Source organism: Geminicoccus flavidas, assembly GCF_009806515.1.
Lineage (GTDB): Bacteria > Pseudomonadota > Alphaproteobacteria > Geminicoccales > Geminicoccaceae > Geminicoccus > Geminicoccus flavidus.
In genome coordinates this window covers 1-24,688 of record NZ_WUJP01001009.1, presented here as the reverse complement: position 1 = coordinate 24,688, position 24,688 = coordinate 1, and the positions used below count along the sequence as shown (strand labels likewise).

Here is a 24,688-nt window from a genome sequence, read left to right as displayed (position 1 = left end):
CGGAAGATCAAGAACAACCCATGTGAGACAGGAGAGGGCGTCTCGATCAGCCGTCTTGCTGGGGTACACGCATGCGTGACAATGCACGGGTGTCTCTAAGTACTCGGCCGCTTGGATGGTTCACACTCTGCGTGGAAAGGAGATCACGCCCATCATCCCGGCCCAACCAGTCTGACAACCCCGACTTCAAATGTGAGGCATAGCGGGGCGCAGCCTAATCGAGCGATGTCCTACTGGTGGACGTGACCAGTCACTGTACGGAGCCGTGCGTCCCGCCCCCGGTTAGCCAGCGGAGCACGAAGGCGACAAGCGCCACGACCGTTGCGATGAACAGGATCATCATGAGCGGGCCGAACATCATCATCCAGGCCCAGTCGCCGTTGCCCATCATGCCATAGCCGTGGTGCCGCCAGCCCAGGCAGGCCTCTACGACCAGAGCTGTCCCATACATGCCCAGGCCAAACATGGAATGGCCGGCCACGCTCTTCAGGCGCGTCATGTTCGGCTTCGGCGTCTTGGCGCCTGCAACCCCTAACCCCATGCCTGGCATCATGATGAAGTAAGGAGCCACGAGGAGTCCGAGCGCCAGGATCATGGGCGGAAGGAACGTAGGCTGTCGCAGCCACTCGGCGCCCCAAAGGCCAACAAGAAGCAAGCCGTACACGATGCCGATGACGTAGTGCACGGCCCAGCCGACCGCATGCTCTCCTGCAACAGGCGCCGCCTTGCCGATGTTCTGATGGATGAAGCGGCCTCTTGGCATGTGGCCGACCCAACGGCCTACCATCGCCCAGTCGGTCGCCGGCACGCCGAAGAAGCGCTGCAACAGGAAAGCATAGAGATCGAGAACGATGGTGCCGCCGATCCCGACCGCCGCGGCCCTGATGATGATTTCCGATGTGTTCATCACACACCTTCCTTTTGAATGGGTGGGCTCTGCCGCACCATCGCGGCCAGCATCAGTGCCGCCACTGCAAGGGTGAGCGGCGCGAACGACAGCCAGAGGACCGTGTTCCAGCCGTAGGACGTCAGCAGGCCGCCGGACAGGAACGACCCGAAGGCCATGGTCCCGAACACGATGAAGTCGTTGAGTGACTGCACCCGCGTCTTCTCCTCCGGCCGGTGACATTCCAGCACCATGGCTGAGGCGCCTACGAAGCCGAAGTTCCAGCCGATGCCGAGCAGGATCAGGGTGAGCCAGAAATGCGCGACATCCATACCCAGCAGGCCGACCGCGGCAGAGGCGGCGGTCAGCGCCAGCCCGGCCGCCACCACACGCGGCGCGCCAAAGCGCGTGATCAGCCGCCCGGTGAAGAAGCTGGGGCCGTACATGGCGATCACGTGCCACTGGATGCCGAGATTAGCCGACTCCTGTGAGAGGCCGCACATCTGCATGGCCAAAGGCGCTGCCGTCATCAGGAAGTTCATGAGCAAATAGGAGACCACCCCGCAGATCACGGCGGTGACGAAGCGGGGCTGGCGCACGATGATCCTAAGCGGACGACCGCCGGCGACCTCCGCCGCTGTCGGCATCGGCAGCCGCACACCCAGCAGAAGGACAGCGGAGATTGCGGCCACGGCGGCCTGGGCCAGGAAGGTGACGGCGAACAGGTAGGGCGGCCACAGGTTCATCGTATAGGTGACGAGCTGCGGGCCGATGACCCCGGCGAACACCCCGCCTGCCATGACGGCGGACAAGGCGCGCGGACGTCGCTCCGGCGGCGCGCAGTCGGCAGCGGCAAAGCGGAAGGAGAGGACCACGGCGGCATAGGCTCCGCCGACGAAGGTCGCCGCGCAGAACAGCCAGAAAGAGCTCAGCACCACCGCGAGGGCCGCCAGCAGGCCGACGAGCACGCCGCAGCCGGTTCCCGCCAGAAAGGCAGCCCGGCGGCCGTGGCGCTGGGCGATGCCCCCCGCAGGCAAGGTACAGGCCGCCATCCCGACCACGAAGATGGAGATGGGCAGCGTGGCCAGCGCCGGGCTCGGCGCCAACGAGTTGCCGACGATGGCGCCCGTCGCGAAGACGACCGTCGAGTTCGCCCCAGCCAATGCCTGCGCGGCCGCCAGCCTCAGGACGTTGCCACGCTCATGCCGGTAGGTGAGGCTGGGTGACGGTCCGGCCGCGGTGCTGGCGTTTGGGTACGACATGGTGCCCTCAAGCAGCCAGGAGGCTCTGCCAATGCGCGTCGCGCGGCGACGGGCGGCGGTGCAGGCGACGGTCCAGGAGGGTGCTGGCCTTGGCGCTCTCGCCGCTCCGCATCAGGGCCAGGAGGAGCGTGTCCTCCACCACCTCGCGCTGGGCGCCGCTGCCGCCAATGCGCACCACCTCGGCCGCGGCCGGCTCCAGGATGCGCACGCAGCCGGGGTAGTCCTCCTCCGCGAAGGCGAGCACCGCGCGGCAGATCGCGGGCACCACCGGCCCCGCGGCAAGGGTCCTGGCCTCGACCAGCGCCGTCAGCGCCGCAGCGCGCTGCTCGACCGCAGCACGGTCGCCGGTGGCCGCCGCGAGAAGGGCCATGTGGACGTCGGCGAAGGGGAAGCCTGCCTTGGCGAAGACCGGCTCGGCATAGGCAGCCGCCTCCTCCCAGAGCCCCTCCGGCACCGCATGGCCGTAGGCGCGCAGGCGCCACAGCAAGGAGGCCGCGTCGCTCACCACGTTGATCGGCATGCCCGCCGAAACCGATGGCTGGACATGCTCGCCGTAAATCTCCAGTGCCCGCTGCGGATCGCTACGCTCCAATGCGACGAGCGCCGCATGCCAGGCGATGTGGCCGTGAAGGGAGCCGGTGCGGTGGTAGCCCGGCAGCCATTCCGCGATCAGCCTGTCCGCGTCGTCGCCCGCACCGCCCTCGAACATGGCGTGCGAGAGCGCGTGGACGGCATTGGCATTGGCGCTGCGGAGGTCATAGGCGCGCTGGGTGAGGTCACGGCCAAGCGTGACCGCGCCGTTCTCGGCATGGGCCCAGCCCCGATAGGTGAGGAACCACCAGTCATCGGCCGCGAAGTGCCGGGCATGGCGCTCGCAAAGGTCCACCCGCGCCTGGTCATGGTCCGCCATGCCGGAGAAGGCGAACAGCCCGAAGGCACCCAGGGGCAAGGAGAGGATCAGGACGTCGCGCGGCCAGATGTCGGCATGTGCCAGGGCGCGCTCCAGCGCCTCGCTCGATCGGCCCTGGATCGCGAGCGACAGGATCTCGACATGGCTCCGCTCCCGTTCGCTGCCCTGCCGGGCAACGATCTCGGCCGCAGCCGCGATCCGTGCGCGGGCCTGGGCGGGCTCGGCACGGATGGCGTGCAGGCGGGCACGCGCCGCGTGGGCGAGAGCGAAGTCCGGATCGGCCGCGATCGCCGCCTCCAGGGCCTCCGCAGCACCGGGCCAAGCGGAAAGGAGGAGGTCGATACCCTCCCGGTAGCGCTCGGCTGCGCGGTCGGACGTGGTCGAGAGCGGCAGGCCGCGGCGGTCGAGGCGGGCCATGGCAGGTTCCTGGTTCTGAGGTCGGGCAAGCTGTGGCGTCGGCTCCAGCAACCCATACAGGATCTCCTCCTGTCCGTATTTTGACATCCAGCCAATAGATATAGAATGACTGCCAAACTGGAGGTCCGACATGACATGGAAGGCGATCGAGGCGCCACCTGGCTTGGCGCGGCCCGATCCGATGACCGTACGCGCGCAATCGATCCCGGCGCGCGGATATTTCCCGGAGCACATGCACCACTGGAACCAGATGGTGTACGCGATCTCAGGCGTGCTGACGGTGGCGGTGGAGGGCCGCACCTTCGTGATCTCGCCGGAGCAGGCCGTCTGGCTGCCGACCGGCCTGCGGCACCGCGTAGGCTCACTGCTCGGCGCGGAGTTCCGCAGTCTCTGGATCGCCGACGAGGCGGGCCGTGGTCTTCCGGAGATTCCGACCGTGTTCAGCGTCACGCCGCTGCTCAAGGCACTCATCGTCGAGGCCACCGAGGTCGAGGGGGAGGAGGACCATGATGGCTATGTCAGGCGGGTGACCCACCTGATCCTCGACCAGCTCCGGCGCGCGCGGCCCCTGCCGGGCGCGCTTCCATGGCCGCGCGGGGGATCATCCCTGACGGCACTGTGCGAGGCGCTCTACCAGGACCCGGCCGACCCGCGTGGGCCACAAGACTGGGGCCGGGAGCTGGGGATGTCGGAACGGACCCTCGCCCGCCACTTCCAGGCGGAGATGGGCATGAGCCTGCGCTCCTGGCGGCGTCGCCTGCGGCTGTTCAAGGCGATCGAGTTGCTGGGCGGTGACTTGGGCGTGACGCAGACGGCGATGGAACTCGGCTACGGCTCGACATCGGCCTTCATCTACGCGTTCCGCATCGACATGGGCTGCAGTCCCCAGGCCTACATGCGCGGACGTGCGGCAAAGCAGGACTATGGCAGAGAGAACGGCACCTGAAAGGCTCTGCGGCAGGAGTGAGTGAGCCGCCAACCCGAACAGCCCCAAAAACGGCGACTCCAACCAGACACTCCTCACGATCAGGCTGAGGTCTCGGCGTTTAGCGAAACGAGCTAGGGCGCGGCGCTGAGCTAAGTTCCTGACCCGCAGCTCTCCTGCGAGGCTGCTACCTAGAGCTGATTATCGAGGGCTGATTATCGAGGGCTGGGACGGAGCGGGTTGATGATCTCGATATCGAGGAAGTCCTTCTCGTTGTCCGTGACCACGACACAGCCGTTGGCCTCGGCCACCGCAGCGACGATGGTGTCGAGCGCGCTGCGCGGACGACCCTTCATCTTGCCCTCGGCCATCAGCCGCGCCCAAATCAGCGCTGCCTTCTCGTCGAAGGGCAGCACCCGGCCGGCGAAGAGAGCTTGCGGCCCCTCTGATCCGGCAAACCAGGCCTCCAGCTGATCGCGCCGCTTGCCAGTCGGCTTCTCCAGGATGCCACGCCAGATCTCGGCGATGGTGAGCGACGTGATGAACAGGTCCTGATCGTCCCGCTCCGCCATCCAGGCGAGCAGGGAGTCCGACGGTGCCGGCTTGACGATGTTGCTGATGATGTTCGTGTCGAGGAGGTAGCGCATCAGAGATCGACGTCGCGCCCTGGTTCGCGCGGTCGGGCAAGATCCAGGTCTGCACCGACCAGGGGCGAGCGACGCAAGGCCGCCAGGATCCCGCCCTTCTTCGGCGGCTCGCCGGCAAGGGACTGTCTGACCGTCGCACGCAGCTGCGTAGCCTCGGGCCCCTCTTCCGTCAGGCGACGGGCGAGCGCGCGGATCAGATCACGATCCGCATCGAGTCCCAGCACCTCGAAGCGGGCCAGGCCACGCGCACCGAGGCGGGATCGGTAGTTCTGGATGGCGCGCCGCTGTGAGCTGCCCATGATGGCTCTCCAAGTGTGCCCAGTAATATAGCCCGTAAGCGCTGCTCATCAACCTCGTTCGTTGCCTCTCCGGTTCAAGCAGCACGTCGCCGTATGGTCCTTGCTTGATCCGAATGTGGTGCAGTGGCTTTACGCCCACTGCTTCAAGGGGATGCTCGAGATGCTCAGGGCCGCATCATCCTCATTCACACAGAAGAACCCAGGTGATGAGCTCACGTCTAACCAGGCAGCCGACATCCTCGGCATGTCCAGGCCACTGGTCGTGCAGTGCATGGAGGCAGGCGACCTGCCGTTCCGCTACGTGGCAAGCACCGCTGGACCAGGCTCAAGGACGTGCTGGCGTTCAAGAGCCGACTCGACCGGCAGCAGCCCGCCTTGGACGAGCTGGCAGAGGATGCCGAGGATCTTATCCCCGACCATGTTCCATAACTCGGGGTTTGGCTGCCCCCGAAGATGGACGTGCATGGCGTTGTAGTGGTTGCAGGTCGTGCGATGAAAAGCAAGTAGAACGCTGTAATTTATCGTTATCAATAAGGTTGATGCGGCTGCGTACCAGGCCCTGCTGGGCACGCCACTCATCGAGCATCAGACGGTGGGTCCAACAGGGCAGAATCGGGTCGCGCAGCTGGCGACCTTACTCTGCGGCATCAGTGTCTGATTCAGGCACAAACAGCAGCGATTCTTGATGGGCTACGTGAGCAGCTGAACTCTCCCGAGGCGGCCAGATCAACGGCGGCTGGCCGAGCCAGACAGCCATCTGGCCCAGGCGCTCGCAGAGGGTGATGAAGATCTCCTGGTGCCTGACTTCTAGCTCAACGAGGCGACCAATGTCTGCTGGCTGCAGGTCCACAAGGGCAAGTGGCCGCCAAACGAGGTGCGGGAGGTTCTGGAACTCCTCCAGGCCCAGGTGCCGCCGGCGATCTAGCCTTGCACGACGTGGCGCTCGACATCGGCCTGGCCATCAGCCACTCGACCTACGATACCTTTGTGGCCTTCCATCGCCGTCGGTGCAGGGGGACTGGTGGCTGCCAATCGGGCGTTCGGCAGCGCCATGCGCAGCCATCTGGACCCGGAACTGGCGGGCCTGCTCATCCCGCTGGAGGAACGGGGCGGGGGCTCGGCGCTGAGCCAGGTTCCTGACCCGCACGCCTTCTGCAAGTTGTCGAAGGAGAAGGATGATGTTCCTGATTAATGAGTGGCGGGCAAAGCAACTTGCTCGCATGACAACGAATGGCACCTTCACCCCGACGCAGGCCGATGCCCTGTTCGACATGATCCTGCTGATCAGGCGTGCCTCGCCTGAGGCCAGGCACTTTTGGCAGGAAATGCTCGCTATGCGCGAGCAGCTTGAGAAAGCGGGCTTTGATGAAGGGCAGCGTGACGCGCTGCTCGAGGCGACGATGCGCGCCTTCCAGGGCGAGTTCCATCGATGAGCGGCAGTACCGAACTCTCGATCTCTATCGGATAGCGACGCGGTATCGCTGCTGGTCAGCCCGAGATGGACTGTCACTCTCCCCGGGCCGCACCACAGTTGGCGGCATCGATCCCAAGGCGGCCCTCCAGCCGACCGTCACCCGCATGGCCTCAGACCTTATCGGCTCCAAGGTGCAGAGCGCGCTGCTGCACACCCACCGAGCCAGAAGCCACTGAGGCCAGCTCGTCGAGGAGCGCTTTCGCCTCCCGAAGGTCCGGCATCTCGAAGCCTTCGGTGAACCCGCCGTACGCTCGTGCGAGAGGCTCGCGCGCCTCGTCGCCTCGACCCTGGTCCCGCCACAGCCGAGCGAGGCTCGTCGCGGCGCGAAGCCCCCACAATCTGGCACCTTGCTCGCGCGCAATGGCGAGCGCCCGCAGGAAACAAGCCTCTGCCTCCGACCGCTCGGGCTGAGGCAGGGCCAGCAGCAGCTCGCCCCGGAGCCGGTGCAGGTCGGCCTCGATCCAGTGAGCTTCCATCCGTCCGGCCTGATCAATGGCCTCGGACACGAGATCCAGGCCGGCCGTGGCGTGGCCCCTCTGTCCTTGCACCTCGGCGAGCAGGCTTCGGAAGTAGGGCGACCACATCTCGCCCCCGGTGGCACCATAGTCGGCTAAGCCCCGGCGGATCTCGGCGATGCCCTCCTCCGCACGACCGGTGTCCATCATGGCCCAGCCGCGGACAACCGTGCCCGCCGCCAGGTAGTGCGGGAAGGCCTGCTCGCTCGCGAGCGCTATCGCCGCCTCTGCCTGCTCGCGAGCACTCCGCCGATCCCGGAGCAGCTGATGGAGGACGCAACCCATGGGGGCGAGGGCAACGGCTATCGTGCCAGGATGGGCCAGCTCGCGGGCGTAGGCGAGCGCCGCGCCGTGTTGCGCCAGGGCCCGCTCTGGATAGCCGAGCACCACGAGCACGAGGGACAGCCACGACAGGCACACCACGCGCGAGTCGATGGCGTAGACCAGGGCCGAGCTGCGATCCCGCACGGGGTCGTACAGCGTGAGCGCCGCTTCGAGGTGGTGGCGGCTCTCGGTCAGCCTCCCGAGCTGACACAAGGCCGCGCCGACCATGCGGTGGCCGGCCACCCGCGCGGCGGCATCACCACGCTCCTCGGCCGAGTGCAACAGCTCGCGCGCGGCCTCATGCGCCAGGGCCAGCTCGCCACGAACGAGATGATGCACCGATCGCCCGTACAGGGCCGGGAAGAGCGCCGGGACGTCGCCTAGCGCGCGGCACAGGTCGCAAGCCCGGTTATAGGCGCGGCCGGTCTCCGGTGCCGCGAAGCCGCGCGCGGCGATCGACGCCTGGCCCAGCGCGAGCTGCAGGCCGAGCTCGTGCCGTTGGCGGTCAGGCCCGTCGGGCAGCCTCGTCAGCGCCTCCAATCCCCTGGTCAGCTGGGCCACCGCTTCGGCCATCGCGGAGCGCGCCAGCGCCCGCTCGCCGGCGCTCTGCCAGTAGTCGACCGCCTGTTCGGCGAGTCCCGCCTCCGCGCAGTGCCGGGCCAGCAGCTCGGGATCAGCGTCGACCGTCGCCGGGAAGTTCCCCTCCAGCACCCGAACGATGCGGGCGTGCAGCCGCTGCCGCTCCGCCTTGAGCAGGCTCTCGTGAGCGGCATCACGCACCAGCGCGTGCTTGAACGCATAGCTCGCCTCGGGTGGCTCACCTTGCGCAAAGACCAGCTCGGCTGTGGTCAGCCGGTCCAAGGCGGCCTGCAGCTCCAGCTCCGGCACCGGTGAGACCGCAGCGAGCAACGGATAGGCGAACTCGCGCCCGAGGCAAGCTGCGACCTGCGCCACCTTCTTGACCTCGGGCACGCGGTCGAGCCGGGCCATGAGCGAGGCGTGCAGCGAGGCCGGCACCGCCACACTGGTGCCCGTCCTGGCCTCAAGCACCGCCTTGGTCAGCTCCTCGACGAACAGCGGCACGCCATCGGTCCGGGCGGCGATCTCGCCCAGCACCGCCGGTGGCAGCCTGCCGCCGGCCAGGCGCGTCACGATCGCCTTGCTCGGGCCACGGCCGAGCCTGCTAAGCGAGAGGCGGGTGCTGCGCGGGTGGCCGTCGAGGGCGGGCTGCCCGTCGGGTCGGCTCGTCACCAGCAGGAGCACGCGCGCGCTCGTGATCCGATCCAGTGCCAGCCCGACCAGCTCGAGGGTGGTGGGGTCGGCCCAGTGCGCATCCTCGAGCACCAGCAGCACCGGCCCGCGGCGTGCCTGGCCCAGGACCTGCCCGACCAACGCCGCCAAGGTGCGGGCGCGCTGCTGCTGCGGGGTGAGGTCCGGCGAGGGGGAGCGATCGATCAGGTCGATCCCGAGCAGGGCGGCGACCAGCGGCACTGCGCCGCTGGCCTCCTCCGGCTCCAGCCCCTGCCGCAGCAGCGCCTCCAGCTTGCTAAGCGTGTCCGGGTCGTCATTGCCGGCTTCGGCGCCGGTGGTGAGGCGGAGCTGCTGGGCGACTGGCCACAGCGGGGTCGCGGTGTGGTACGGCGAGCACTGGTAGCGCAGCACCGCGTGCTCCTCGGCCTCGACTGCGTCCAGCACGGCCCGCACCAGCCGCGACTTGCCGATGCCGGCTTCGCCGACTAGCAGCACCGCTTGGCCCTCCCCAGTGGAGGCCTGTCGCCAACACTCCAGCACCAGTGCCAGCTCCCCGTCGCGCCCGACCATGGGCGCCGGGCGGCCCGGCTGACACGCCTCGAAGCGGCTCTTGGCGAGGCGCTCACCCAGGACCTGATAGGCGCTTACTGGACGGATAAAGCCCTTGAGCCGGGTCGGGCCGAGCTTGCGCAGCTCGAACACCTCGCCGAGCAGCCGGCGCGTGCCCAGGTCGACCACCACGGCACCCGGTGTCGCCGCCGTCTGCAGACGCGCGGCAAGATTCGGCGTCTCGCCGACCACGGCCTCTTCCTGGGCGGCGCCTTCGCCGATCAGGTCGCCCACGACCACGAGGCCGCTCGCGATCCCAATCCGCGCGGCGAGCGGCTCGCCGGCCGGCGTGGCAAGTCGAGGGACGGCCTCGGCGACCGCCAGTGCCGCCCGCACGGCGCGCTCGGCGTCGTCCTCATGCGCGCGGGGCCAGCCAAAATAGGCTAGCACGCCGTCGCCCATCAGCCTGGCGAAGTGGCCGTCGACGCGCGCTATCTCGCCCGCGACCGAGTTCTGGTAGGCGCGCAGGACCTCGCGCATCTCCTCCGGGTCGAGGCGGGTCGAGAGCGCCGTGGAGCCGACAAGGTCGACGAACATCACCGTGAGCTGGCGACGCTCGGCTTGTGATGCCGTCGAGGTTGGCGGCAGCGTGAGCGCCGGCAGTCCGAGGCCGCTCGGCTGCGTCAGGGCGGCGATCGCGGTCAAAAGCCGCTTGCGGTGACCGAGCGAAACGACCCCGAGCTCGCGCAGGTCGTCCGCGGTCAGCGTCGGCAGCAGGCCCGCATCAATGTCATTGTCGCGGAAGGCTGGCTCGTACTGCCCCAAGCCTAGGCCACGCAGCCAAGTCCTGACGTCCAACCCCCGCCCCCTCTGATGCGGCCCCTCGCCCTGACGGATGCAGTCTATCCCGGGTGGCTCGGGAGCACGTGATGGAACAAGCGGAGCGCCTTCTTGACGCGGGTGGCCGGCAAAGAAGTGCGTTTCACCTTCGACGGCGGTCGCCTGACCACGGACGCTGGCATGCTGCTGCTGGCCGGTATCGCTGGACGCGGTGGCGGTCGACCCACCTGGATTGATCACAATGACTTCCAGACCCGGCCCAGGGGTGTCACCTGGAAGGGCAGCTACCCGGCTCTCCCGGCGGGCATTCCTGGCCTCCTGAACGCTTCAGATTCAAGGACTGACCTGGCACCGATGGGTAGGAAAGCATCCGGGAACCAGGGAGACCCCATCGTGAATTTTGCATCGGTGAGAAAGAAGGTGGGCCTGCGGTCTCCCGCCCCAGAGTCCCAGAGATTTGCCACCCTATACCCTCCCGTGGGAGGCATCGGCCGACAGGCGGATCGCCGTCCGAGGGGTCGTCCGCCAAGCGGATCTCCCTCATTCGGGAAATCGCCCTTACTGGCGAGTACTCCGCAATCAAGCCTTATTCCGGAGCCTCCTGGAGCCCTCTGGCTGGCTTTCTGCTCAGGCCAGGCTCCCAGCAGGGCCGAGTCTGGAACCCCGTCCAGCGGGCTTCCCTGGGCCTCCAGCAGTCTGCTTCCGCCGCGTCCTAAAGCCCAAAGGTGCTGCCCTCAGCATGGCTCATCGGCCCATCCTGAGTTCCCGGCAGAAAGCTGGTTCTGTCGCAGCTACTGGTCATGGAGTGGCCCTTTCCTGAGGAGAAAGGGATTCTCCCACCATACAACGGGACGGACCTGTCTCACGACGTCGATACCAGGTGGCCCGACTGATCCCTTCGGCTTCCCAAGGCTTGATCCGGTTCAGCGCCTGGGCCTCGTACTCAGCCCGCGGCACCGCTCCATGAGCACGTCGCGTCTTGGCCTGACGCTGCCGATCGTGCTCGCGCCGGATGTCGAGTGTGACGAGGTGCCTGAACCCGCAGGAGCGCATCTCGTTCTCGGTGATGCCGAGCATCTCGACGATCGTCTCGGTGCAGAAGCGGTAACGGGGATCGACGAGACGGCCCCCGTACTCGATCTTCCGACCAAGAGCAGCATACTCGGCCCGACGGATCACGCTGCTCATTCGGGAGTCGGTCTCTCGCGTGCTCCAGTGGCCGCCTGTTACCTCGTGGGCCAGGGCATGGATCTCTCGACGGACCATCCGGCCCGGCACCAGATAACCCATGGCCGTGCCCCCCAGGACCAGCCAGGCATCCCGCTCTCCGGTTGGCAGGCTGTCGAACCAGCGATGCTTCAGCAGGAGCTGTAGCTCTGCAAGTCGGCCTTCCCAAAGCCCGGCTGCCTCGAAGCAGCATGCTGGCCGAGGACGCAGTCGGTCGTGCGGTCGATGGGCTGCGCGCTCCAGCCGAAGGCTGATGATCTCGGACCGGGTGAGCGGCAGGATCTCATCGGCCAGCAGGTCGAAGTTCCATAGCTGGCCTACCGGGGTGAGTGCCTCGACCAGCCGATCAACCCGGCTGTTGCGGGTCCCGGTCAGGCGCAAGACCCGGGCTGCGTCGGTGGCCAGGGGATCTGCGCCCAGCTGCTTTAAGGTGGTGTAGAGTTCCTTCTGGCAGGCCCGCCATCGCGGCAGGGCCGCACGCGGCAAAGGCGTGTGTAGCCAGACCAGGGCCAGGCCACGACCGGTGTCGAGTGCGAAGGACGGAGATGGCTGCTCGGCACGCTCCAGCGCCTCCAGGGCGAGAGCCAGGACATGTTGGGGATGGGCATCGGCATGAGGAGTTCGGTAGTAGTCCAGGTCGATGAATAGGGCGTTCAGTGCAGCCAGGTGCGCGACCAGCCGCCTTGGGCCGAAGAAGCGGTTCTGCGTGATGTAGATGTCCTCGACACCCCGGAGCTGGCGCACGGCATAAGGGAGTTCAGGAACCGGGATGGCGCTCTCATGCCAGGCGCCGCCGTGCTTGCGGGCGATGGTGACATGCCCGCGCCCGCCGGCATGCAGTGCTGCTGCGTGATCCTCAGGAGATCGGAGGTGGGCAGGGCGGAGAAAGCAGGGATCAGATCGAAGGGACATGCTGGACGGATCCCGGCAGGCTGAATGTCGACGAGCCCGTGCCCACCCTTCTCAGGCGAGTGGATACGTTACCTGATCACCACCGACAGAAGATTGCCTTTGCTGGTCGCTGTCGATGAAGACGATCTCGCGCAGGTCAGGCGGCTCGTTTCATGCAGCCAACGGTCAAACCTTTGATAGCGGTCTTGTTGCCGAGGTTCTGGGCAATCTGCCGTTGTCGGCTGGACGAACAGGGCCCGTCCTCCGGCAACTCGTAGTGCATCCCCTTATCGCTTTGGGAGGCGAGCAAGGCGGCAACTTCTTGTGAGCATCATGCACATGACCCTTTGCCGCATGATCACGCCATAGCAGCCGTTGCTCTGCAGCCAGAAATTTATGAAGAATCTCAGTTTCTTCAAGATAAAGAGTCATATCCCAAAATATGTGCAGAAAAACAGTAGATTTATATGGAAAAGCAATAGGGAAATCTATCAATCCTCGCTTGCATCGAGAATCTCCTTGTTTGTGTTCTGAATTTCCTCACTTGTGTGCTGATACTCTCTTATTGAAGTTTCTCTGGAGTCTCCTAAGGACGAGGACTTGGAAGAGGACGATCCAGCCGAGGATGAGGAAGATAGCTGAGCCGCGCTTAGCGCGGTTGGCAGTAGCCCGGCAGGGGCAATGCCTAGGCCTGGGGCTGCTCCACCCCGGCATAGCGCTCCTGCTGCACCGGGGCAGTCTTGGGCCAGACCGGCCGCGATCACCTGTTCGGCTAGGTCTGCGTCATCCACCCGGCAGGTGCCGGTCGGCGGCCGTGGGTGCGTTCGCGGATGAGCTCGCATACGACCGGCACCCCTGGACCAGCTCGATCAGGTACGCCTTCGCCTTGGCACTGCCCGGCTCGCGCAGCTTCGGCGTGACGACATTCTTGAGTAGTAACATTATGACAGATCTAGGCAGGGTATGGAGTGGGGCGCGCCATATGCGCCTTAATGCGATGGGCGGCATCGCCGAAGCCGGCCGTCGCGCCGGCATGGGCGCCCAGATCCAGGACTTCTCGGTGCAGCTGGCCTCCGGCCAGGGCGCGATGACCGCCTTTATCCAACATGAAGGCCACGGTCAGCACCGTCGGCACGAGCCGGGTGAAGCCAGCAGTATACTTGAGGCCGATCGCTCAGCCGATCTCGAGCAAGCCAGCGGAGAAGAATGACCCAGACCATGGAAGGCCTCTTTAACTATTATCGTGGTGATGTTGCGGCTCGATAGTTCAGCCCCTGACGCCCGCATCCTGCGGACGCGGCCATAGCAACGCCGCCATACCGATCGCCCAGAGGATCCCGAAGAAGACATACGAGATCCGCGTTGAGAGCAACTCTGGCGTGCTCACGGGCAAGGGCGAGACCCCAAGGCCGAAAAGGACGAGGAAGATCGTCAGCGCGCCGCCGTAGGCCTTGCCCGTTCTCGAGTCCCCAGCGGCTCTTCCGCCGAACAGAAGGCTTATGAGGAGAACGATAAGAAACAGGAGCCACAGCGTCGGGTGGACCTCGAGGAACGTGAATGCGATCGTCGCCACGATTCCCCCGAGCAGATTGACGACCATGAGGCCAAAGGCTGCCCGCTGGGTGCTCGCCAGGTCCAGTTGCCCGAGTAGGGACGCGACCGTAATGGGGATGACGATCGCGGTCGAAAGACGGTGGCCGACGAGGCATAGCACGACGACCGCGGTGAGAATCGACGCGCTCGCCAATGCCTGGCGGCTTGCCGGTCGGTGGATGGACGCGCCTGGTGGCGCGGCCGTGTCCTCACCCGAATCGGCCAGAAGTGCATGCGCTGCCCAGGAGAGCAGCACCCCGCCTATAACGGCCTCGGCAAGAATGAGTATCATCTCTTCGCCAAGATCACGCTGCAGGATGCTGAGCAATGGCACAAGAATGGCGATGACCAGCACAAGACTGGCTGCCGGCCCGGCTTTCCCGCTGGCCTGGAGCAGGAAGCACGTGAAGTAGACGAACCACAGGAGTGATAGGAATACGAGCGGTCGATCACCGAACAGAGCAGTGAAGAGAGCCAGGATCTGCCCCACGATGACAATCAACACGATCATGCCGAGCCCTTGGCCGAAGGTCAGAGGGCGGCGGCCGGAGATGAGGAGCTGGGCAGCGAACAGGGGGGTGAGAAACGGAATGATGCTGCCGGCCGCCGTCGTCGCGGCAAAGCCGACCGCAACCGCGAGTGCCACCCGCAATCCCTGACGTCGCGCCCGTGTCCGTTCGAGCAGTTCGACCGACCTTGTGGTGATCTCAGCTGACATAGGTCAGCACGGAGACGACCCGGATCCAGAAGACCCCGAGCGCGTTCAGGACCGGGTTGTCACCCGTATAGATCACGACATCCACCTGGGATCCGTAGCGGGGGCCAGCAGGACGGGCGTCGTCGAGCAGCACCAGGCGCACGGGAAAGCGCTGGGGCTCGCGCACCCATCCGCTGTCATTGCGGATTATCGGAAGACTGGATGAGCCAATATCGGCAGCCTGGGCGACACCCCAGCCGACACTCTCGACCCGAGCCGAAAATACCCTGCCGGGCAGTGTGTCGAAGACCACCGACGCCATATCATTAGGTTGCATATACTCAAGACTGTTCTCCTTGAAGGAGGCAGAAATCCAAACGGTTCCGGCATCGATGAAGGTCAGCGCCGGCTGCCCGACACCGACCACCTGCCCGACTGCGAGCTTAAGATTGGCGATCACGCCATCCGAAGGCGCCGTGACCGTGGTGCGAACCAGATTCAGCTGCGCCTGCTCCAGTGCGGCAAGTGCCTGCTTGAGCTGCGGATTGTTCTCGCCCGCGGGGCCAAGCTCTTGTCGGGCACGCTCTAAATTGGCTTCGGCACGGGTAACAGCGGCTTCCGCGGCGTCTAGAGTGGCTTTCGCCTCGTCATAGCGCGCACGTGCATAAACGCCCCGCTTGACCAGTTGCATGACCCGCTGCGCCTGTTCGCGCACATTGGCGCGATTGGCCTCCGCTTCAATGACCTGGGCTTGTGCCCCTTCGATGGCCGCCGTGCTGGCGCCAATCGTCTGTCCGATCTGCTCGAGCCGAGCTTCCGCCTCGGCAACGGCGATTTCGTAGGGTTGAGGATCGATGCGGAAGAGAGTTTGCCCAGCCTGCACCCGCGCATTGTCGATCACGCTGATCTCTGCGACGCGGCCCCCTACTTCGGACGCCATCGGCACCACATAGGCCTGCACCACCGCCTGAGACGAAGATGGCGTGCTGCGTTCCATTAAGATGGACAGGGTGAACAGAACGGCGATCAGCGCGACGACGGCGAAGGCGACGCGTCGTAGAGGGTTCGCTTCAGAAGGCCGCTCCTGTGCCGCAGAGGTTTCCATCCTGTCAGACAAGGTCTCGGACATATCGGCCACCGCTTGCTGAACACGTTGCTGGGCATGTGTTGCCTGCAGCCCCGCTGAGGACCGGGCCGCCACGGCCTGGGAGAGGCCGGACTATCCGGCTCACGGCGTAGCGGCATCGATGACCCGAGCAGTTCGGACGAACAGCGCTCGAAACTTGCCCCAGAAGTTCCCTCCAAGGACGAAGAAGCTCGCGATCAGCATGACATCGCCCAGCAGCTGTAGCTGCCAAATGTTGGGCCGAAGACCCGGCCACATAGTATCGATATAGGGTTTGAGAAACGCCAAGATCAGCGGCAGGCAGAACATAACGATGCCGATCCGATGCCGGAGAGGATTGACAGTATCGGGAACGAACGTGGCCACATAGCCGGACATATGCCGTTTCAGTTCCTGAAATCCGGCCTTGCCCATGACAACGACGACCAGAAGCAAGAGCACCTTGTTCGCGATAAATAATGTACCAGTCAGGGCAGCTATTTTAGTTCCCGAGACACCGACCGCGGCTGCCAGCGGAATCAGCAGCCATATCGCAAATGCCAGTACGAAGATCCCAATTCCCAGCTTGAACCGCCAGCCGAGGGTATTGGGTACCACTGTAGCTTGAGCAGGATTCATCGCCATTCGCACCGCGGCAAGGACCTCGGCAACGGCTGATGGTGCCGGGGACTTGTCAGCATAGTCCATGAGGCTACTCATGGCGACGTAGATCATGCTCTGCAGGCGTCGGTGCGCTGCCGTGGCGAGGTGTCAGTAGCGGGGAGGACGGACCGGATCCCCTGGACTGCAGCTTATCGACGTCGGCCAGATCTAGCGCCGCGCCTGGAGCGAGGTGATGCTGGGGCGCCTCCCGTCTTCCGCGAAAGAATTCTTTCACGCCCTGGCACCGCCATGGTCGTCGCTTGGTAGCGCGAGAATGCCGCGGCATACTGCCAAGCCCTTCAGGACCTTCGCCAGCCTGTGGCCTGCCGCACGGGGCGCCTCGAACTAAGAAAGGGGGATCATGAGACGCATCGTTCTCACCGGGTGCATGGCCGCTGCCCTGGTGACCGTGGGTTGCGCAAGGACGACCGTGGGCGAACTGCAGGCCGCTGCTGATCGGGATGTCACGCAGCCGGCGCGAATCCTCGTCTATGACTTCGCCTCGGACCCTGCGGATCTGCCGCCGGACTCGGCGATTGCCCAGCTGTATCAACAGAGGACCACGCCGCAGTCGGAGAAGGAGATTGTGCTAGGGCGCCGCCTGGGCGAACTGACGGCGGGATATCTCATCGAAGCGCTGAACAACCACGGTATACCGGCGATCAACGGATCGACCGGGCCGTTCCCGCACGTGGGTGACGGCGTGATCCGCGGTGCGTTCGTCTCGATCAATGAAGGCAGCCGGACGAAGCGGATGCTGATTGGCTTCGGCGCCGGTGCAGCCGAACTGAAAACCCTGGTCGAAACCTACCAAGTAACCGCTACCGGCCTGACCTCCTTGGGCTCGGGCCAAATCGAAACAGCGGGCGGGCGGATACCTGGAATTCTTGTGCCGATCGGCGGCGGTGTGGCCGCAGGTACGGTGGCGACAAGCGCCGCCATCAGCGGAGCCGGGAACGTGCTGCAGGAAGCCGGGCCAGAAAGCATCGAGGCGGCCGCGAAGCGGACCGCCAACGAGATCGCGAACATCATCAACGATGCATATGAGAAGCGCGGGTGGCACTAGGCGCCGGCGCGGCCTGACTGATCGGTGGCGATGCTCGGTGGGCTGATCTGGCTCGGAACGAATGAACGCATCTGCCGCTGGGCGACACCCGGTCCCGGGTTATGACCAATTCGAGGGGTCTAGGGGGTAGGGGCAAGCCCGACCCGCCAACCTCGGCCGAGCAGGCAGGCATTTTTGGTTGGTTCATGCTACGGTGCCGCCTTGGCCCGAAGAAGCGCCGGTCAGGGGGGAACAGAAATGATCACGCGCATGATCCAGGCGAGCGCTGCGGCCGGCCTGCTGCTGTCGGTGGATGTTGTTTCTTCCTTCGTGGTTGGGACGGACCGATGCCGCTGACCCGGCTACAGGTGACCACCGAGAGCTTTGCCGGCGCCCCTGACGTCCAGCAGACGAGCTTCAGTCTCGACGTGATGGGCCGGTTCATCTGCAATACCTTCCAGGAAGCGACGAGCAATCCTGACTTCGATGTCGTCGTCATTGGTGCTGGCATGTATGGCGGGTACAGTGCCGCCAAGCTTTATACCGAGAGCGATGTGCCCGGCCGCACGCCCCTGCGCGTGCTGGTCCTGGAAGCCGGCCCGTTCCTGGTGCACGAGCACGGCCAGAACATCCCCGATCTGAGCTTGAGCAACCCGTTCCGGTCGAGCGGCGGGGTGGATCAGCCAGAACCCCGGCACCTCGTCTGGGGCACGGGCTGGGTCGGCAACGAGGCCTTTCCGGGTACGGCCTACTGTGTTGGCGGCAAGTCGCTCTACTGGGGTGGCTGGTGCCCGCGCCTGCAGGAGGCCGATCTGGCGCAGTGGCCCCGGTCGGTAAAGGACTACCTGATCTCGCCGCCCACCTTCGGCCGCAACCTGCCCAACCGGCTGGCACCACCCGCCCCTGCTTCCGTCTATGAGGCGGTCGAGTTCGAGATCGGTGTGCAGCCGGCGGACGACTACGTGTTCGACCCTGTGGCAGGTCCGGATGAACCGCCGGATCAGCTCGGCCTGAACGCGGCGCTGAAGGCACGTTTGCTGGATGCGCTGGACACGCTGCGGCAAGGTCCAGGCACGCCGCTGCAGGATCCGGTCGATCCACCGATCGCCGTGCAGACCCAGTCCTTCGTCTCGGGCGTGTTCTCACCCGACAAATACAGCAGCCTGACGCTGTTGATTTCGGCGCTGCGCAACGCGCGCGGTCAGCCGGATGCGCAGGCACGTTTGTTCCTGGTGCCACGGACGCACGTGGCACGGCTGATCGTTGATCCAGTCGAGCGGGACGGCGCGCAGGTGGCAGGCTATCGCGTGTCCGGCATCGACCTGTTCGTCAATGGGGTGCGCCAGTTCCTGCCGATCAAGCCGACCTGTACGGTGGTGCTTGGGCTGGGCTGCATCGAGTCCACGCGGCTTGCGCTGGAATCCTTCCCCACCGCAGCCCAGAGGCCCGAACAGGACGAGCTCATTGGCCGCAACCTGATGGCGCACCTGCGCTTCGACTTTCCGTTTCACGTCGACCGTGCCGCCTTCGCGCAGTGGGTGCAGCAAGCCACTGGCAAGACGCTGCGCGATCGCCTGCAGACCGCGAGCTTCCACCTGCAGGCCGATACCCCGGATGGCCGCTTTCATCTCCAGGTCTATGGCACCGGTGACGCCTCCGGCAGTGCCGAGGGCCTGCTCTACCGCATGATCCCCGATGCCGAGCTGGCCCAGCGGCTGGCGGACCGTCAGGACCCGAACCGGATCAACCTGATCTTCCGCGCCTGCGGCGAGATGAAGGGGGACCGCAGCGCCAAGGTCCATGCGAGCGGGACGAGCTGGATCGACCTGGCGAGTCCGGCCGATCGCGATCACCAGTTCGATCACGCGCGGGCCTTCGTCCATTATGCCGACCAGGCGGATGCGCCGATCTGGCAACGGATGCGGGATGCCTGTCTGGCCCTTGCCGCAGAGATGGGCGGCAGCGGGATCCAGCCGGAGGACCGCCATCAGGTGGGCAGCACCTGGCATGATGCCGGCACGCTGTTCATGGGCGATGATCCCGAACTATCGGTCACCGACGTGAACGGGCATCTCCATCACATCGCCAACGTCGCCTGCGTCGACCAGGCGCTGTTCCCTACCGTCGGCTCTGCCAACCCGGTGCTGACCGGCCTGTGCCTTGCGCGCAAGGTGGCGGAGACGATCGTCGATCGCCAGGTCAGCACGCCGCTGCCGGGCGAGGACGAGGTGGCGCAGGAGAAGGCCCAAGGCTTCCGGTTCCTGCTGGAGGGTGCCGAAGTCACCAAGTGGCAGCCGAACCATCCTCGCTTCACCGAAAAACAGCCCGCGCTGATCGAGAATGGCAGCATCCTGGAGGTGCATGGCCAAGCCGGGCTGGGCGTGCTGTTCTATGACGACCCGGACTTGTTCACGGACTTTGAGCTGCGCTTGCAATGGAAGGCGTTCCTCGAGCCTGGCAGTGGCGAGATGACCGCCAACTCCGGCATCTTCCTGCGCACCCCGCGTCCGTCTGCCGAGCTTGATGCTGCCGGCTTCTATGATCGTGCCATCGAGATCCAGATCGACGACACCGGCTATGACGCGGCCAGCCGCCGCCTGCAAAGCCCACGGCATCGCACCGGCGCCGTCTATAGTCATGTGCCGGCAAGGGTCTGGACACAAAAGATGCCGAGCCGGGAAGGCATGGCGGGCCACTGGAACGAGTATCGGATCACCGCACGCGGAACTCGCGTGGCGGTGCAACTCAATGGGCAGCTTATAAGCGAAGGCGATGTGCCAGCGGCACTCAGCAGGTCTGGCATGATCGGGCTGCAATACCACACCGGGAAGGTGCAGTTCCGCGCGGTTCGCATCCGTCAGCTCTGATATTGCTGATCACATTGGGTAGGAGAGCCAGCTCGACGGCCAGGTAGCGGCCACCGAGCTGGCCGATCTGGAGCGCATCCAGCTGGCCGCCCAGGCCGAACTGTCCACCCTGCTGCTCCGGCTGGCCGCACACGAGCCGGAAGTCGAGCCGGCCGCCCGGCAGCGGCTGGATAGCGGCGGCTAGCCGGTCAGCGCCTGACCTGCCCGAGCGCCACGCCCAAGCAGAGGCCGACCGCGACGCCGGCCGCCATATTGTCGAACAGCGCTTCGCCCAGCACCGCACCAAGCGCGATACCGAGCGCCAGGCCCGTGCCCAAGCTCATGATCGACACATCGGTCCTGATTCGGCGCCGGCAACAGAGGGCACGGCCGGCGGGCTGGTGCTGGGTGGTGCTCGTTGGCCGGCCGCTCAAGGCGGTGGCGGGCCGACCGGCACGTCTTGGCCCTGCGCATCGGCCAGACGATGATCGTCCAACTCGTAGCCGACGACGTTCCCGTAGAGATCGACGCTCGCGGCGGGGATGGGACCGTTCCAACCAGACAGGGCCCAGGACATTGGGCCGAGCAGGACGGCAGCGACGAAGGCAGCGGCGAGCAGGACATGCTTCATTGTTGTCCTCCACACCGTGGAAGTCACAAGAACGGGCCCCCCCCGACGCTGAGCGGTATAGGTCCGGTTCGGTGATGGCTTTGTGGCAGCGCCGGCCGCCTTGCCGCCTGGATGGCGGCTAGGTGAAGGCGCAGGAGGCATGGCCGGCGGCTTGATGCGGCGCATAACCCCATCGGCACTTCGGCATCTGCCGATGAACCAATGCCGAACCGCCGCCTCCGCACATTAACATTATACCGATGTTGCCGTTATAGCACAGATCTGGATTGAGTTAAAGACGTTTCCGTAGAATTTTATCTAAAAACGCTGGATGTAGTGCGCTAAATTGCAATGCGAACGAACAGGGATGCGCCTCTATTATGAATTACAGTATTTTCTTGTTTATTTCCGGTCCTTCGGCAGGCACCGCATCCGGAACACAATGTCCCAGAAAGGGACCGCCGTGACGGTCCGGCACTATCCGGCCCAGCTCCGGTCAACCCGGTCCGGCGGCTACGCCGTGGCCTTCCCCGACTTCCCGTATTGCGTGGCAGCCGGCGCCACGGTCGCGGACGCTACCGCCATGGCTGCCGACGTCCTGGCCGAGCATGTCGACGCCCTGCTGGCGGCCGGCGCCTCCCTGCCAGCACCTCGCATCGATCAGCACGCTTTCGCAGGTACCGGTGCCCGTTGGATCCTGGTTCCGGTGGGCAACCCCGACACAGTCGACGACGATGACAAACCGAAACGGGCTGCGGAGGTCTTCAAGCAGGTCCGGCCGTTGCAGGAACTGTTCCCGGGCTTGCAGACGAGGCCAAACGCCCCGGTTAAGTGCCGCTGACTAGCCAAGCAATATTCTGCCCATCTCCTGGGCGATCCAGTCGTTCATGCTCCGCCAGACGGCAGGCGCAGCAGCTATGGGCTTGTGCTAGATGCGGAAGCCTTGCTGGCCCGCGCCTCACCGCAAGAATGTTCACACCTGACGTCTTTTGCCGCCACCGTCTGCGCATCGCACCGCCGGTCGTTCCGTCGCACTGTGCGCAGCTCGACGAAATGCTGTGGTCGGAGTGGCCAAGCAGCGTCACCACGCAAAGCCGCTCACGCCCTTGGTCGCTTAGCGGTTCTGCGTCTGCACCCTGTTCTGAGCCAGCTTGTCGGCTCAGGACGGCCGGATCAGCCGAGCCATCAGGTCGGTGATGTCGTCGACCAGGTCGTCGCGCTCCTCCGGCGGGCACTGGAGCTGATACGCGTAGCTGCGCTTGATCCGCCGCCGCTCGATCGCCGTTTGGACGGCTGACCGAAAGGCTAGCCTTGTCGTTCCTTCCGCTCGCTCGACGGGCTCACCGAAGCTGTTGGCCCAGACCACCTTGTACACGGTCATCTCCAGCCTGCCGGTCGGGGGTGCTATCCCACCATGCCAAGACCATGATCCGGGAAAGGGTTGCTCCGGTCGCTACGCTCCCGAGCGAGAATAAGAGGTAGGTCGAGATCGGCCAGCAGCATTCGGGCCGCCTCGGCAAGGTGGGGGAGGCCATATTCCTCCATGGTTAGGATGATCTTTCGCAAGTGAGTGGCCTGGTTCTCCAATTCTTGGAGGCGGCGTTCGGCATCTGACAAGTCGCGTCCACAAGCCATCCTGACGCCTCCCAAGATTTGCACTCGTGGGCAATCTCTATCAGAAGTTATCCAGCTACGGTTAGCTTATGCTACCATAGATAGATCATGTCAATCAGTCATATGACCAATAACGCGAAACGGGCGAATCCCGGTCCCCTGCCGAGCTGGCCGCAGTGGCCTGAGCCAAGGACGCCGACCATCGGGGATGGCAGCTGCATTGCGCAAGATGCTGGAGGTCGGCAGTGGCACGGGCAGCAAAAACATCCGGATGTGTCCGGAAATTTCATTATTGAAGTTGACGTAGCCGCATGGAATTCTGATACCTTCGCCGGAAGCTGAGGCAAATTCTACAGTACTCAGCCCGTCACGAGGGCAATCTATGCAATGTCGTGTTGTTGGCTTATGCGCGATTTTAGCGTTATCTGGCTGTGCAACTCAGCCCGATAACATCACCACTCAGTATGTGTCGCCTGTTCAATATAGGGGCTATGACTGCAACCAGATCAGCCTGGAGATGCAGCGGATCTCTGGTAGGGTCTCACAGCTCCATGCCTCCCTGGATACGAAGGCAGATAACGATGCCGCGCAAATGGCGCTCGGCATGGTGATTTTCTGGCCAGCCCTGTTCTTTCTTGAGGGAGGCGATGGCCCCGAAGCAGCCGAGTACGCTCGCCTGAAGGGCGAGTATGACGCACTGCAGCAGATGAATGTTCAGAAGAGTTGCCATCTGCCGCAAGATCCCGGGGTACTCCAGCCGTTGCCGCAGCCCCCGCCGGTCGAAGTTGCCAGTGCAGCGGTTGCAGCGCCGGCGCCAGCGCTGACTTATGCTGCTCCCCCTGTGTCGCAAGCAGCGCCACCCACTGCGCCTGTCGTCTTCGCTGCAGTGGCCCCTGACGCCGCTTCCGCCAACACCACGCCGCCGGCCAATCCGGTCGTCGTGGCCGCAGCTCCAGTCCGCACCCTGCCTCGCAGCACCGCAAGCACACGGCCACGCGCAGTCGCTCTTGCGGCCTCCTTGCAGGAGCAGATCACCCCTTGCTGGACCGTGCCGCAAGAGGCCGTGCCTCTGCAGAACCAGGGAGTGCGCATTAACCTCCGTATCCTGCCGGACGGCTCGGTAGAGAGTGCCATGCCGGTCGAGCGGGCACGAATTCAGTCAGACCCGGCTTATCGGCTTCTTGCCGAAAGTGCTGAACGCGCCGCGTTGCTCTGCTCGCCGCTGACCTTACCGTCAGAGGACTATGAAGTTTGGAAAGACATCATCCTGAACTTTAGGAAGGTCGGCACCGGAGGTGCGTGATCCATCCATGTACAGGCTACACTTCTAGCTTCTTGGACAGGCCCCGGGAATGGCGCTCCCGCTATTCCCGGGGCCGATTTCCTCACCATCATGTCGCGCACGTCCGAGCTACTGGCGCCTGCACCAGACACGCCTGTGAAGGAGATGATCTCGCGGTCGAAGGCGTCGATGGTGAAGGCCATGTGCGCGAGCGCCATCCCAGCGAACTCTAGACCATCCGGCGCCATCTGAGGTTCGCGCGTATCACCACCATCTTGTCGTCGTGTCGGCCCAATGCGCCGTTCAAGAAACAGCGCGGGGCGCTGCATGATTCGATGGACGCGCTTGCGGTTCGCCGGCGGCAGCCTGTTCCTGACGAGCTTCTGGTTGAGAAGGATCGCGATGCGGCGATAGCCGTAGGTCGGCGCTCATCGACGAGACGATGGATGAGCGACAGGAGTGTTATGTCACCTGTTTGCTCGTATGGGCGTGTGGCTTCGCCGGCCCTAAGCAGATGGCTGAGTGACTACTGCATTATTGATGATCTTCCAGAAATCTGTTTAGTGAAAACGTGCATAGGATCCCCGCCTTGAGCGGACATATACGGGCACGTGCTATGTCATGGCATCGCGATACCTCAAGACGGGCTTGGCCACGCCTGCGCAGGCGTGGCTTCCTGACGATGGCCGGATCCATAACAGCTGCTGCCGTCGCCCCGGCGCAAGCGCAGGTGACGGCTACTGCCGGCGATCTGATCCCGGGATATGACGATCCGCCGTATGAAGGCGACCTGCCGCCCCTGCCGCCGACCTGGAC

Annotated in this window: 20 protein-coding genes and 1 pseudogene; 7 read left to right on the top strand and 14 right to left on the bottom strand. The window is 64.9% G+C overall.

The window, feature by feature from the left end; all coding sequences use genetic code 11:
• Nucleotides 1–250: 250 nt before the first annotated feature.
• The 3 genes from EQG76_RS28715 to EQG76_RS28705 are packed head-to-tail and all read right to left on the bottom strand — an operon-like array spanning nt 251 to nt 3,475.
• Entirely contained in the window at nt 251–907 is a 657-nt protein-coding gene (locus EQG76_RS28715) for a DUF2938 domain-containing protein (protein ID WP_159718597.1), read from the bottom strand.
• Nucleotides 907–2,148 carry an MFS transporter gene (locus tag EQG76_RS28710; RefSeq protein ID WP_159718595.1) on the bottom strand — a complete coding sequence of 414 codons (1,242 nt, stop codon included), beginning with the start codon at nt 2,146–2,148 and terminating at the stop codon, nt 907–909. The genes EQG76_RS28715 and EQG76_RS28710 overlap by 1 nt, the downstream gene beginning before the upstream one ends.
• A 7-nt stretch (nt 2,149–2,155) precedes the next feature.
• Complete coding sequence (locus EQG76_RS28705) at nt 2,156–3,475, bottom strand: tetratricopeptide repeat protein (protein ID WP_159718593.1); 1,320 nt, start codon at nt 3,473–3,475, stop codon at nt 2,156–2,158.
• Between the two features lie 130 nt (nt 3,476–3,605).
• Here EQG76_RS28705 and EQG76_RS28700 point away from each other — a divergent pair, with 130 nt between their 5' ends.
• Nucleotides 3,606–4,421 carry an AraC family transcriptional regulator gene (locus EQG76_RS28700; RefSeq protein WP_159718591.1) on the top strand — a complete coding sequence of 272 codons (816 nt, stop codon included), beginning with the start codon at nt 3,606–3,608 and terminating at the stop codon, nt 4,419–4,421.
• 194 nt (nt 4,422–4,615) lie between these two features.
• Here the strand turns inward: EQG76_RS28700 and EQG76_RS28695 are convergent, their stop codons facing one another.
• Nucleotides 4,616–5,047 carry a PIN domain-containing protein gene (locus tag EQG76_RS28695; protein WP_200841209.1) on the bottom strand — a complete coding sequence of 144 codons (432 nt, stop codon included), beginning with the start codon at nt 5,045–5,047 and terminating at the stop codon, nt 4,616–4,618.
• Nucleotides 5,047–5,346: a hypothetical protein gene (locus EQG76_RS28690; RefSeq protein ID WP_159718589.1), complete on the bottom strand. Its 300-nt coding sequence runs from the start codon at nt 5,344–5,346 to the stop codon at nt 5,047–5,049. Before EQG76_RS28690 ends, EQG76_RS28695 begins: the two co-directional genes overlap by 1 nt.
• Nucleotides 5,347–6,367: 1,021 nt before the next feature.
• On the opposite strand from EQG76_RS28690, the gene EQG76_RS28685 reads away from it, so the two are divergent.
• Nucleotides 6,368–6,538, top strand: a complete 171-nt coding sequence (locus tag EQG76_RS28685; protein WP_159718587.1) for a hypothetical protein — start codon at nt 6,368–6,370, stop codon at nt 6,536–6,538.
• Nucleotides 6,522–6,779 carry a hypothetical protein gene (locus EQG76_RS28680; protein ID WP_159718585.1) on the top strand — a complete coding sequence of 86 codons (258 nt, stop codon included), beginning with the start codon at nt 6,522–6,524 and terminating at the stop codon, nt 6,777–6,779. The genes EQG76_RS28685 and EQG76_RS28680 overlap by 17 nt, the downstream gene beginning before the upstream one ends.
• A gap of 151 nt (nt 6,780–6,930) precedes the next feature.
• Here EQG76_RS28680 and EQG76_RS28675 read toward each other — a convergent pair whose 3' ends face one another.
• The 6 genes and pseudogenes from EQG76_RS28675 to EQG76_RS28650 form a co-directional block, all read right to left on the bottom strand.
• Nucleotides 6,931–10,317, bottom strand: a complete 3,387-nt coding sequence (locus tag EQG76_RS28675; RefSeq protein WP_159718583.1) for an ATP-binding protein — start codon at nt 10,315–10,317, stop codon at nt 6,931–6,933.
• A 780-nt stretch (nt 10,318–11,097) separates the two neighbouring features.
• Nucleotides 11,098–12,438 carry a hypothetical protein gene (locus tag EQG76_RS28670; protein WP_159718581.1) on the bottom strand — a complete coding sequence of 447 codons (1,341 nt, stop codon included), beginning with the start codon at nt 12,436–12,438 and terminating at the stop codon, nt 11,098–11,100.
• Between the two features lie 1,081 nt (nt 12,439–13,519).
• Nucleotides 13,520–13,609, bottom strand: a pseudogene (locus tag EQG76_RS33765) (QacE family quaternary ammonium compound efflux SMR transporter); the annotation flags it as partial.
• Nucleotides 13,610–13,684: 75 nt separating this feature from the next.
• Nucleotides 13,685–14,656, bottom strand: a complete 972-nt coding sequence (locus tag EQG76_RS28660) for an FUSC family protein (protein WP_200841207.1) — start codon at nt 14,654–14,656, stop codon at nt 13,685–13,687.
• Nucleotides 14,657–14,717: 61 nt separating this feature from the next.
• On the bottom strand, nt 14,718–15,836 hold the full coding sequence (locus EQG76_RS28655; protein WP_200841206.1) for an HlyD family secretion protein: 1,119 nt from the start codon (nt 15,834–15,836) through the stop codon (nt 14,718–14,720).
• A gap of 99 nt (nt 15,837–15,935) precedes the next feature.
• Nucleotides 15,936–16,451 carry a transporter suffix domain-containing protein gene (locus EQG76_RS28650; RefSeq protein ID WP_159718599.1) on the bottom strand — a complete coding sequence of 172 codons (516 nt, stop codon included), beginning with the start codon at nt 16,449–16,451 and terminating at the stop codon, nt 15,936–15,938.
• 385 nt (nt 16,452–16,836) lie between these two features.
• Between EQG76_RS28650 and EQG76_RS28645 the strand changes: the two genes are divergently transcribed.
• Both EQG76_RS28645 and EQG76_RS28640 read left to right on the top strand, forming a co-directional pair.
• Nucleotides 16,837–17,541 (top strand): DUF4410 domain-containing protein, encoded by a 705-nt coding sequence (locus EQG76_RS28645; protein WP_159718577.1) that lies wholly within the window; start codon nt 16,837–16,839, stop codon nt 17,539–17,541.
• Between the two features lie 326 nt (nt 17,542–17,867).
• The gene (locus EQG76_RS28640) at nt 17,868–20,387 is read left to right on the top strand and encodes a family 16 glycoside hydrolase (RefSeq protein WP_159718575.1); all 2,520 of its coding nucleotides are present in this window, start codon (nt 17,868–17,870) and stop codon (nt 20,385–20,387) included.
• A gap of 188 nt (nt 20,388–20,575) precedes the next feature.
• On the opposite strand, the gene EQG76_RS32930 is transcribed toward EQG76_RS28640, so the two are convergent.
• Both EQG76_RS32930 and EQG76_RS28630 read right to left on the bottom strand, forming a co-directional pair.
• Nucleotides 20,576–20,710, bottom strand: coding sequence for a glycine zipper family protein (locus EQG76_RS32930; protein WP_159718573.1), 135 nt, complete (start codon nt 20,708–20,710; stop codon nt 20,576–20,578).
• 86 nt (nt 20,711–20,796) lie between these two features.
• Nucleotides 20,797–20,997, bottom strand: a complete 201-nt coding sequence (locus tag EQG76_RS28630) for a hypothetical protein (RefSeq protein ID WP_159718571.1) — start codon at nt 20,995–20,997, stop codon at nt 20,797–20,799.
• A gap of 346 nt (nt 20,998–21,343) precedes the next feature.
• Here EQG76_RS28630 and EQG76_RS28625 point away from each other — a divergent pair, with 346 nt between their 5' ends.
• Nucleotides 21,344–21,817, top strand: a complete 474-nt coding sequence (locus EQG76_RS28625) for a type II toxin-antitoxin system HicB family antitoxin (protein ID WP_159718569.1) — start codon at nt 21,344–21,346, stop codon at nt 21,815–21,817.
• 318 nt (nt 21,818–22,135) lie between these two features.
• Here EQG76_RS28625 and EQG76_RS28620 read toward each other — a convergent pair whose 3' ends face one another.
• Nucleotides 22,136–22,357: a hypothetical protein gene (locus EQG76_RS28620; RefSeq protein WP_159718567.1), complete on the bottom strand. Its 222-nt coding sequence runs from the start codon at nt 22,355–22,357 to the stop codon at nt 22,136–22,138.
• Between the two features lie 615 nt (nt 22,358–22,972).
• Between EQG76_RS28620 and EQG76_RS28615 the strand changes: the two genes are divergently transcribed.
• Nucleotides 22,973–23,893, top strand: coding sequence for a cell envelope integrity protein TolA (locus tag EQG76_RS28615; protein WP_159718565.1), 921 nt, complete (start codon nt 22,973–22,975; stop codon nt 23,891–23,893).
• Nucleotides 23,894–24,688 lie beyond the last annotated feature (795 nt).

Excerpts from the sequence above, each read along its gene's own strand:
- EQG76_RS28715 (WP_159718597.1), bottom strand. The coding sequence starts at position 907 with ATGAACACATCGGAAATCATCATCAGGGCCGCGGCGGTCGGGATCGGC.
- EQG76_RS28710 (WP_159718595.1), bottom strand. The coding sequence starts at position 2,148 with ATGTCGTACCCAAACGCCAGCACCGCGGCCGGACCGTCACCCAGCCTC.
- EQG76_RS28705 (WP_159718593.1), bottom strand. The coding sequence starts at position 3,475 with ATGGCCCGCCTCGACCGCCGCGGCCTGCCGCTCTCGACCACGTCCGAC.
- EQG76_RS28700 (WP_159718591.1), top strand. The coding sequence starts at position 3,606 with ATGACATGGAAGGCGATCGAGGCGCCACCTGGCTTGGCGCGGCCCGAT.
- EQG76_RS28695 (WP_200841209.1), bottom strand. The coding sequence starts at position 5,047 with ATGCGCTACCTCCTCGACACGAACATCATCAGCAACATCGTCAAGCCG.
- EQG76_RS28690 (WP_159718589.1), bottom strand. The coding sequence starts at position 5,346 with ATGGGCAGCTCACAGCGGCGCGCCATCCAGAACTACCGATCCCGCCTC.
- EQG76_RS28680 (WP_159718585.1), top strand. The coding sequence starts at position 6,522 with ATGATGTTCCTGATTAATGAGTGGCGGGCAAAGCAACTTGCTCGCATG.
- EQG76_RS28670 (WP_159718581.1), bottom strand. The coding sequence starts at position 12,438 with ATGTCCCTTCGATCTGATCCCTGCTTTCTCCGCCCTGCCCACCTCCGA.
- EQG76_RS28655 (WP_200841206.1), bottom strand. The coding sequence starts at position 15,836 with ATGTCCGAGACCTTGTCTGACAGGATGGAAACCTCTGCGGCACAGGAG.
- EQG76_RS28650 (WP_159718599.1), bottom strand. The coding sequence starts at position 16,451 with ATGAATCCTGCTCAAGCTACAGTGGTACCCAATACCCTCGGCTGGCGG.
- EQG76_RS28645 (WP_159718577.1), top strand. The coding sequence starts at position 16,837 with ATGAGACGCATCGTTCTCACCGGGTGCATGGCCGCTGCCCTGGTGACC.
- EQG76_RS28640 (WP_159718575.1), top strand. The coding sequence starts at position 17,868 with ATGCCGCTGACCCGGCTACAGGTGACCACCGAGAGCTTTGCCGGCGCC.
- EQG76_RS32930 (WP_159718573.1), bottom strand. The coding sequence starts at position 20,710 with ATGAGCTTGGGCACGGGCCTGGCGCTCGGTATCGCGCTTGGTGCGGTG.
- EQG76_RS28630 (WP_159718571.1), bottom strand. The coding sequence starts at position 20,997 with ATGAAGCATGTCCTGCTCGCCGCTGCCTTCGTCGCTGCCGTCCTGCTC.
- EQG76_RS28625 (WP_159718569.1), top strand. The coding sequence starts at position 21,344 with ATGCGCCTCTATTATGAATTACAGTATTTTCTTGTTTATTTCCGGTCC.
- EQG76_RS28620 (WP_159718567.1), bottom strand. The coding sequence starts at position 22,357 with ATGACCGTGTACAAGGTGGTCTGGGCCAACAGCTTCGGTGAGCCCGTC.
- EQG76_RS28615 (WP_159718565.1), top strand. The coding sequence starts at position 22,973 with ATGCAATGTCGTGTTGTTGGCTTATGCGCGATTTTAGCGTTATCTGGC.